Source organism: Niallia endozanthoxylica (assembly GCF_008710145.1).
In the GTDB taxonomy this organism is placed as follows: Bacteria; Bacillota; Bacilli; order Bacillales; family Cytobacillaceae; genus Bacillus_BD; species Bacillus_BD endozanthoxylica.
Window position 1 is genome coordinate 102,074 of record NZ_VYKL01000006.1, and the last position, 9,247, is coordinate 111,320.

7 protein-coding genes and 3 pseudogenes are annotated in these 9,247 nt (G+C 38.0%); 5 read left to right on the forward strand and 5 right to left on the reverse strand.

What is annotated here, in order from left to right:
• Window positions 1-2: 2 nt before the first annotated feature.
• Entirely contained in the window at window positions 3-1,361 is a 1,359-nt protein-coding gene (locus F4V44_RS02510) for an aspartate aminotransferase family protein (RefSeq protein WP_396897471.1), read from the reverse strand.
• Window positions 1,362-1,686: 325 nt separating this feature from the next.
• On the opposite strand from F4V44_RS02510, the pseudogene F4V44_RS27740 reads away from it, so the two are divergent.
• The 4 genes and pseudogenes from F4V44_RS27740 to F4V44_RS02525 form a co-directional block, all read left to right on the forward strand.
• Window positions 1,687-1,910 (forward strand): annotated as a pseudogene (locus F4V44_RS27740) (IS3 family transposase); the annotation flags it as partial.
• 156 nt (window positions 1,911-2,066) lie between these two features.
• Window positions 2,067-2,465, forward strand: coding sequence for an IS200/IS605 family transposase (gene tnpA, locus F4V44_RS02515; RefSeq protein WP_150438410.1), 399 nt, complete (start codon window positions 2,067-2,069; stop codon window positions 2,463-2,465).
• An 11-nt stretch (window positions 2,466-2,476) separates the two neighbouring features.
• Complete coding sequence (locus F4V44_RS02520) at window positions 2,477-3,589, forward strand: RNA-guided endonuclease TnpB family protein (protein WP_150438424.1); 1,113 nt, start codon at window positions 2,477-2,479, stop codon at window positions 3,587-3,589.
• Between the two features lie 127 nt (window positions 3,590-3,716).
• Window positions 3,717-3,815: pseudogene (locus F4V44_RS02525) on the forward strand (IS3 family transposase); the annotation flags it as partial.
• A 323-nt stretch (window positions 3,816-4,138) separates the two neighbouring features.
• Here the strand turns inward: F4V44_RS02525 and F4V44_RS02530 are convergent.
• A complete protein-coding gene (locus F4V44_RS02530) occupies window positions 4,139-5,824 on the reverse strand; it encodes a M43 family zinc metalloprotease (RefSeq protein WP_150438411.1) in 1,686 nt (561 codons plus the stop codon).
• 246 nt (window positions 5,825-6,070) lie between these two features.
• Between F4V44_RS02530 and F4V44_RS02535 the strand changes: the two genes are divergently transcribed.
• Window positions 6,071-6,478 carry a hypothetical protein gene (locus tag F4V44_RS02535; RefSeq protein WP_150438412.1) on the forward strand — a complete coding sequence of 136 codons (408 nt, stop codon included), beginning with the start codon at window positions 6,071-6,073 and terminating at the stop codon, window positions 6,476-6,478.
• A 453-nt stretch (window positions 6,479-6,931) separates the two neighbouring features.
• Here the strand turns inward: F4V44_RS02535 and F4V44_RS02540 are convergent, their stop codons facing one another.
• The 3 genes and pseudogenes from F4V44_RS02540 to F4V44_RS02550 form a co-directional block, all read right to left on the reverse strand.
• On the reverse strand, window positions 6,932-7,942 hold the full coding sequence (locus F4V44_RS02540) for a DUF3231 family protein (RefSeq protein WP_150438413.1): 1,011 nt from the start codon (window positions 7,940-7,942) through the stop codon (window positions 6,932-6,934).
• Between the two features lie 250 nt (window positions 7,943-8,192).
• Window positions 8,193-8,724 (reverse strand): annotated as a pseudogene (locus F4V44_RS02545) (potassium transporter TrkG); the annotation flags it as partial.
• A 155-nt stretch (window positions 8,725-8,879) separates the two neighbouring features.
• On the reverse strand, window positions 8,880-9,247 hold a 368-nt coding region (locus F4V44_RS02550), incomplete at its 5' end, for an IS200/IS605 family accessory protein TnpB-related protein (RefSeq protein ID WP_150438414.1).

Here is a 9,247-nt window from a genome sequence, read left to right on the forward strand (position 1 = left end):
TTCTAGCGTAATCCAAACTGGATTTCAGCATTTGTAATAGCCTCATAGAAACGGTCGAGCACTTCATCGATTTGCGCTTTTGTAATAATTAATGGGGGCAGCAGACGAATAACCGTGCCAAAACGGCCTCCAACTTCTAAAATTAATCCCCTCTTAAAGCATTCTTGTTGAATTTTCTTCGCCAGTTCAGAATATGCCGGATAACTCCCATGTTGGTTTGGCTGTTTTGCTGGATTGATAATTTCAATACCTATCATCAGCCCTCTTCCTCTGACATCCCCTATTGACAAAACTTGTTTTTGGATGGATTTTAACTGCTCAGTTACATAGGCACCCATCTCATGTACATGTTGCGGCAATTGATTTTCCTTTACATATCGCAAAGTTGCTTGACCTGCTGCCATCGCCATTTGATTTCCTCTGAACGTCCCGATGTGGGCTCCTGGTTCCCATTTATCAAGTTGACGGTCGTATAGAACAACCGAAAGCGGAAGACTTCCGCCTACTGCTTTTGATAACACGAGAACATCCGGCTCAATACCGGCATGCTCAAATGCAAACATTTTTCCTGTTCGGCCAATACCTGTCTGAACTTCATCAATAATCAACGGTATATTTCGTTCTTTCGTGATCCGGCGCAGTTCTTTTAACCACTCAATCGGAGCTGGTACAGATCCCCCTTCCCCCTGCACAACTTCTACAATGACACCGGCCGGGGTAACAATGCCGCTTTCCGGATCATCTAGAAGGTTTTCAATATACGTGCTGCTGATACGGTGCCCTTCTTTGCCGACCCCAAATGGACAACGATATTCATATGGATACGGAAGAAAATGTGCATCAGGAACAAGTGCATGAATATTCTTTTTTGGGCCTAGCGTACCGCTGATGCTTAATGTTCCATGTGTAGAGCCATGATATCCTCCTTGGAATGATAGAATGGATCTATTTCCCGTTGCTGTTTTTACCAACTTTAAGGCCGCCTCTATCGCGTCACCCCCTGTAGGTCCACAAAATTGGATTTTTGCTTTTTCCGAAAAGGATTGTGGCAAGGAAGTAAATAATTCATCGATGAATGCCTCTTTTACCGGAGTTGTCAAATCTAGTGTGTGTAAAGGTAAATACGACTGGAGAACATTCTCAATCGCTTCACGAACGACATCGTGATTATGGCCTAATGCCAATGTACCTGCCCCCGCTAAACAATCGATATATTGCTTTCCATCCATATCTGTTATGTAAATGCCTTCTGCTCTTTTAATCGCCAGAGGCAGCCTTCTTGGATAGGATCTTGCATTGGATTCTCTTTGTTCTTGCATTTGTAGCAATGCTTCATTTCTTGAATAAGTACGGGCAGCCAATTCCATCACTTACCACTCCTTAATTATCATGGGATTTATAAATATAATTAATAATGAGAATCATTATCATTAGTAACTTGCCTTTTAAGATTAACTGATAATGATTTTCAATGTCAATAAGGTATCAAAAAATTGAGAAAATTATCCTAAAGAAATAAAACTAAAATGCCAAAGTTCTCAATTATCTTTTTTTTGCACAAAACCCCATCCGTTCATATCCTGAAATATACCCAAGATACTTTTCAAGATTCATATACAAAATACTTATTAGAGTTTAAAGTGGACGTACTAAAACTATATGAATGATACGGGAGCGTCCGCGGAAGAAGCTTTACAAGCTGAAATCGGACAGCTACGTATGAAGAATGCCTATTTAAAAAAGTTACAGGCCTTGATCCAGAAAAAGAAAAAATAACAGAACAGGAAAAGTCGCTGGCAATCTATGAATGAAGACAGGAATATAAGATAACAGACCTAGTAAAAATGGCTGATAGCCCACGGAGCACGTACTATCACCGAGTTAAACAAATGAATCGGCCAGATAAGTATGGACCATTTTAACGGATTTCCGAAAGAAGTCTCCCATCCTCAAGGAGTGTGAAGGTGCGAATAGCACCAATGAGTAGGTGGGAGATGAATGTCGGTTGGCTTTAGCCAAAAGTTTTAGTATAATCAGTCTTAGATAGATAAAGGACTGATATAACAATGAAGTTGGATAGCAATAACCATTCAGTGTTCTTAATGTACTATCATCTTGTACTGGCTGTAAAATATCGCAGACAAGTGTTTGATAATGAAATATCTGAATTCGCAAAAGATATGTTCGCTGAGATTGGAAGTAAATACAATATTTCTTTAGTGGAATGGAATCACGATAAAGACCATATCCACATCTTGTTCAAAGCACATCCTAACTCTGAATTATCCAAATTCATCAATGCTTATAAGAGTGCTAGTTCACGACTGATAAAAAGGGACTTCCCACACATCAGAAAAAAACTATGGAAAGAAATGTTTTGGTCAAGGAGTTTCTGCCTACTTACAACAGGTGGTGCTCCAATAGATACCATCAAAAAATATATCGAAAATCAAGGTCAGAAGTGAGGTGAATGGATATGACCAAGCAAAATAAAGCTTTCAAATTTCGCTTATTACCTAACAAAAAACAAGAAGTATTGTTAGCCAAAACATTTGGCTGTGTTCGTTTTGTCTATAACAAAATGTTAGCAGAACGCAAGGAAACCTATGAAAAGTTCAAGGATGATAAAGAAACGCTTAAAAAGCAAAAATTCCCGACACCAGCTAAATATAAAGATGAATTTCCATTCCTAAAAGAAGTGGATTCTTTAGCTTTGGCAAATGCACAAATGAACCTACAAAAAGCTTATAAGAACTTTTTTGAAGGCAATACGGAATTTCCAAAGTTCAAAAACCGTAAAGCAAAACAATCCTACACGACTAACTTAGTCAATGAAAACATCGAACTGAAAGACGGTCATATCAAGCTCCCTAAACTGAAATTGGTTAAAATCAAACAGCACAGGGAAATTCCTGCTGATTATAAATTGAAATCCTGTACCATTTCCAGAACAAAGTCAGGAAAATACTATGTTTCCGTACTAACAGAATACGAAAAGGAAATACAGTCTAAAAAAATAGAAAATGTCGTTGGGCTAGATTTTGCTATGGCTGAATTATACGTGAGTAGTGAGAATGAGAAAGCCAATTATCCTCGTTACTATCGTGTGATGTCAGAAAAGTTAGCAGAAGCACAACGCATTCTGTCCAAGCGTAGGAAAGGTTCTGCACGTTGGAACAAGCAACGACTAGTAGTGGCTAAGTTACATGAAAAAGTAGCTAACCAACGCATGAATTTTCTTCACCATAAATCAAAAGAATTAGCTTCTAATTTTGATGCTGTTGTGATCGAGGACTTAAACATGAAAGGAATGTCTCAAGCACTTCACTTTGGAAAAAGTGTTCATGATAACGGTTGGGGTATGTTCACTACCTTCTTAGCGTACAAGCTAAAAGAACAAGGGAAACAACTTGTGAAAATTGATAGGTGGTTTCCTTCTACTAAAAAATGTTCATGCTGTGATGCTGAAAAGAAAATGTTCATATCTGAACGTGCATACCAGTGTTCTTGTGGCTTTGTGGCAGATCGTGACTACAATTCGGCAATCAATATCAAAAATGAAGGCATTCGCCTATTGGCATTAGTATAGAAACAAAAACTCTTGGAACAAGAGGGTTAGCTCGGTCAATTTTCGTTGGCTAGTAAAAGCAACGATAAGTCGAGAAGCCCCCACTTCAATTAGACCGTAAGGTCAATAAGTGGAGGGTAGTTCACGAGAGAACTATATTTACTATGACAATCACAAACGTATTAAGGCAAAACGAAAAGGATTGACCCCCGTACAATACAAAGAACAATCCGCTTTAGCTGCCTAAAAATAATTGTCTAACTTTTTGGGTTCAGTACAGGACCGTCCCTCGTTCCTCAGAACAAAAAAGGAAAGCTCCGTAAGATGATAACATCTTTACAGAACTTTCCTTTTTGACTTTTATGGAAGAACGGTTTCCGTATCTCTATTTTACTATCTAATTAGTTTATTACCGGATCATCAGGTCTTTATCCCCATGTCGATATCCCACTAACAAAATACCTAAGTGCAGCCAGTATACATTCCCAGGATACTTTCACCTGCTTTTTCAACGGCCGAATACTTACTAATGAAACACGAAAACCATCCCCATCTTTCAACCCCCACGTTTTAACCGATTACAGGTATATCCAAAATAGTATTTTGTGTAGATTGGACAGATTGTTGGAATATGACAGTAATCTTGTATTTATCTTCCTCTAATTGTTCAAAGCTGCAGCTATAACTTAGAATATCGCTAGAAATTCTAGTTCCTGGAGGTGCCATTAATTGAACGTGATGAGTTGATTCCATTTTACATTTGATACGCTGTCCGTTTGATAGGGGGAGACCTACAACGATTTCCGTTTCGACCTTAGCTCTTACATTTCCCGCAGCATCCGGCAGGCTCACATGATCGGTTTCGCTTTTTATCTCAAGTATTTGACAGCTAGTAATGGTTTTATCTGTTTTAATGATCCCTCGTAGCTGTTTGCTGTACGTAGTAGAATCTATCACTCTTGCGGCTCTTATTCTTTCAGTTTGAAAAGCCATTAAACACTGCTCAATGGAATTATTTCCTGTGTCGGGGTCTGCTTCAATAGATGATACAGAAGCTTGCAGACATGTCAGTTGATTATTTGTAGGAAGAAGAGTAATAGATACATCCAGCATGGCTCCGTTGGCTAAATCTCCAAGAGTCCAAGTAACCAGGTTACCATTCATAGTACCTTCAGGTGTCGAACTAACATATTGCGTATTCTCAGGTAAAACAAAACTTAGAGTTACCTCTCTTGCCTTATCCGGCCCAAGATTTCTTACTCTCTGAACAACGGTAAAGTTTTTGCCAGCTTCAATAAAAGCAGGGGTTCCTGTAAATTCTATAGAGAGATCTGCATTTCTCACCTCATAAATTAAGAACGATGATCTTGGTCCTTGTAAACAAGCATCCATACGGTCAGCTTGTCCCTTCGAAAACATGATGATGCAATGATCGTCACCATAATCCATATAATTCATAAACATATCGCCGTTTGGTCCATTGCTGCACGTAATATGCGGAAAGGTCGGACAACCAAAATTAGGTCCCGCTTGATTAGGTGTATCATCTACTAGGTCTGACCCAGTACATGCCTCACCATCATCCCCCCAGATATGAAAAAGGTTGAGCCAGTGCCCTACTTCATGTGTGGCGGTTCTGCCTAAATGAAAGGGAGGAGCAGCTGTCCCAGTGGTCCCAAATGCTTGGAAATCAATAACCACACCATCGGTATTTGCAGGTCCTCCTGGAAATTGAGCATAGCCTAAAAGGCCTCCTTCAAGATTGCATACCCACATATTCAAATATTTATCTGACGGCCAAGCATCAGACCCGCCTGCAACAGTAAATTTTACATTATCAGCCTCTATAGTAAATTCAGTCACATTTGTGGGTACTCTTACAATTCCATTTGTCGGGTTACCTTGAGGGTCTACAGTAGCAAGTGTAAATTCAACTCTTGCATCTGCGATTCGGTCTTGAAAGACGCCAGGTACATTCACAATATCAGCGTTCAAACTGCGAAAGTCTTGATTCAAGACGACCATTTGACTATTGATTTGCTCGTCAGGAACATTCTGTACCGGTGTATTGTAGACCACGTGAACAACTACCGGAATACGGATAATCCCTCTATCAGCAGCTAATAGTAGTTTACTTTTCTTAAAATCGGCAGTGAATTTTTCAATCTCCGCTCGATTTTTAGCATATTCCGCTGATTCCCTCAATAACTTTTCGTGTAAATCCATTGTTCCGCAACGACGTTGCAGTTGTGACAATTCTAACCATCTCCTATTTAATATTTTTCAAAGGAATTCCTTTGATATGGCAATGTATGATTGTGTCGAAAGGATGCTTGCACGCTTGTCCACTTTTAATAAGTAGGAATAAAAATTGGCTAATGTGCTAGGGTGAAACGCCGGGACGTTTCTTGTGCCGCCGTTTTCTAAAATAATTAATATAACGCCTTTCGTTTCATCAGTGTATTTTATATTAATAGATTAGAGTTCAGGAGGTGAAAAAAAGTGAGCCATAATAACGAAAGCGCAGAAGAGCTTCAGGATAAACTCGACAACCTTAAAGGCGACTTTGTCGCTCTTCAAACTGAGGGCGGTCAAATATGGTATGGCTATGTTGGCGACGTTGAAGATGGTTTGGTAAAACTGAAGTATGTAGAAGCTTATACTCCAGCTTGTCCATGTGAAACTATATGGTGGTTTGACAGAGCATGGGTTGTAATCAATCAAATTACAGGCATATTGTACGATTTTGCCTTCGCAGTTGGGGCTGCTTCCACTCCATTTATGGAAACAGTAGAACGAATACAGCAAAGAGCTGCAGACGCTGCCGCTGCCGAAGCATCAGCTGAAGCTGAAGTTGCTTCAACACAACAAGTGATTGATAAATTAGAGAATTCAAAAGTAATAGCCTAATAAATCTTTATATAGTTTATAAATATTATTTTTGGACTAACTTTGATAAGTAAGTTCTTATTCTAATAACAAGTTCTTTAATTAAAGAACAGGACTGTCGTATAGACAGTCTTTTTTTATTTCCTTTGGTGTCAAAACTTAGTATTAGAAATCGGGCTATTTTGTTGGATACCCCACAGAAAAAAGGCAAACACAATCGGTTCGCCTTTTTTAATCATTGTGGAAAATCGATAATACATGGAAAATACTTTTGCTTATGTTAAAGTTGGCATACTTAATGATGACTTTAATTTTAATCCCATCTTTTCAATAAAGAAGGAAGCTTTAATAACCAATGTAATGAACATTGACAATAAGCTAAGCAAAGTATTCAAAATAATTATCCCTCCACATTGAATTTTAATGTTAAATAAATTTAACACTAGAGGATTATTTTTTACTAGAAATCCCGTTTTATTCATTGCGGTTTATTAAGCGATTACGATCCTCTGTCTGTGGAGGTTCTTCATACCATCCGTGTTTAAACATAATTTCTAATCCTTCTTGACCGTAAAAATAGACATCTTTGGTTAATAAGGCTGTTTTTAAAGCTATATCATTTCTTAATGTGAAAAATGCTCCAAAACTCTCCCCAACAATGCTAAATCCATTGAGAAAGTCGATGCAAAACATCATAAGTTTGTCTGAAAATGGTGCAATCGTTGAAGTGGTTACCGTACTTCCAGAGGTTGAAGAAAACTGAATATCATTTTCTAAAAGTAAATCCCGGAATGTTTTTATATGCTTTTTAGCAAGTTCCTTTCCTTTTTCAAAATATTGTCTAACTTCTTTGTTCTTTGCAGACTGGGCAAATCCAGTAATAAGTTGCATTCCAATATTATTCACTTCAATTCCATGATGAAGGAAACCTACCTCAATAGAGTTTAATGCCCTTTTTTCACTAAAAAGTTTATAACCTCTCATATATTTTTTGCTTTCTATAAATTCTGTTTTTTTAGGTATTGTGACATTCGGAGGAAGAGTAAGAATCCCTTTTTTTAATAAGTAAAGGGTAGCCAATTTATAACACTTATGAGTAATGGTGGTCAAACCCTCATAAAGCGTCATCACATCTACTCGGTACGCCATATTCATATTAATTGTGTACATTCCCATACTCACTTCTTTTAAAATACGAAGAAACATAATGTCAAATCCATTGTCAAATAAGTTGGGTGCATCTAAATTAACATCTTCTTTTGTAAATCCTTTAGGAATGACTGCTCCTTCACTCTTGAAAATCTTTTTCATTATTTCCACATAATAATCAAGTTCTTGCCACATCATGCCCATAATATTTTTCGCTTCTTGGTCATCAGACTTTTCAATGAAATATTCAAGAATTCTTAAAATCATTGTTTTTTCTTGATATGTAATCCAAAGCGTTCCGAGTTCTGATACACTAATTGGATTTTCATAATCCATTATTCGTTCCCCCTTTTTATATGTAATGTTTACTAAAAAAGGGTAACTATGCGTTTAATTGAGATTTACAACGTACTAAAAAGGAAACGTAAGTAAACTTATACAATCGGGTGTTATAACTGATGAAATATTTAGAGTCGATTCTCAATTTGAGAATCGACTCTAAACATCTCATTCTGTTATAGCGCCCGGTTACGGAATAGTTCCCATACCACAACTCAAAGGTTTTGGAATAGGTTAGCGATCTATCTTATCCAATAATGACTCTTTCTTTAGGATAATGGTAGAGATCTTCTTTTGTTTCGCCCCTTAATAGGAATAGGAAGGAAAAGATACCGATACGTCCGATGAACATTAGCAGAATAATTACAATTTTCCCGCCGGTACTTAAACTTGCCGTGATTCCCATAGAAAGCCCTGTCGTACCAAACGCTGAACACACTTCAAAGAAAAGTTGAAGCAAACTCATTTTCGGTTCTAGAAAGGTCAATAGGGCAACTGCAATTCCACAGATCATTGCAGCAGTTGTAATGACAACAAATGCTTTAGTCACATCTTCAGGATCAATCTCTCTTAAAAACTTTAATACTGTTTTTTCCTCTTGCGTAGTTATAGATAGCTAATAACATGATAGCAAACGTCGTTGTTCGAATCCCTCCACCAACACTGTTGGGAGATGCACCAATAAACATTAGCGATGAAAGAACCAAAAGCGTTGGCGTAGAAAATTCATTCATATCCATTGTTGCTAAACCACCGTTGCGTGTTGTAACTGATTGAAATCAATTTCCCCCACCTACTCACTTCGTTCCTTGAGGAGGGGGTTTGTAACGTATCGAACCTACAGGCTGAACGCTTAACGTTACGGGACCTGCGACATTGTGGCTCTAGTGACCACCAGGCCCTCTATTCCGTTGCTCTTGCTTCGGAACTGCTTTTAAACCATTTGATAGGTTAAAGGGTGATGAACGGCCACATCTTCTATCTGGAAAGAGATGGCCTCTTTATTCGCATATTTTCGCATGATATTCGCAGAACCGTTGACATCTGCATGGAGGATGGTGCTGTTTTTTGTGCGATATAAGCTTCTGGAAATTCTACGGCCTGAAAAGATTGTCTCTCTTTTTTCACCATATTTAGGAAAATCATCTCCATCTAGAAAACTAGCCTTAGAAGTATAAGATTCTTCTGTTACAATCACCTTTATGCCTATTTCTTCTGCTTTATACTGAATCATCGAAATCAAAAGATGGTATGGGATTTGAACAAATTTTTGATTGTTCTCTTTCCTCATAGTTGGGTGTT

Coding starts and splice junctions, on each gene's coding strand:
- F4V44_RS02540 (WP_150438413.1), bottom strand. CDS start 7,942: ATGGATTATGAAAATCCAATTAGTGTATCAGAACTCGGAACGCTTTGG.
- tnpA (WP_150438410.1), top strand. CDS start 2,067: ATGAAGTTGGATAGCAATAACCATTCAGTGTTCTTAATGTACTATCAT.
- F4V44_RS02520 (WP_150438424.1), top strand. CDS start 2,477: ATGACCAAGCAAAATAAAGCTTTCAAATTTCGCTTATTACCTAACAAA.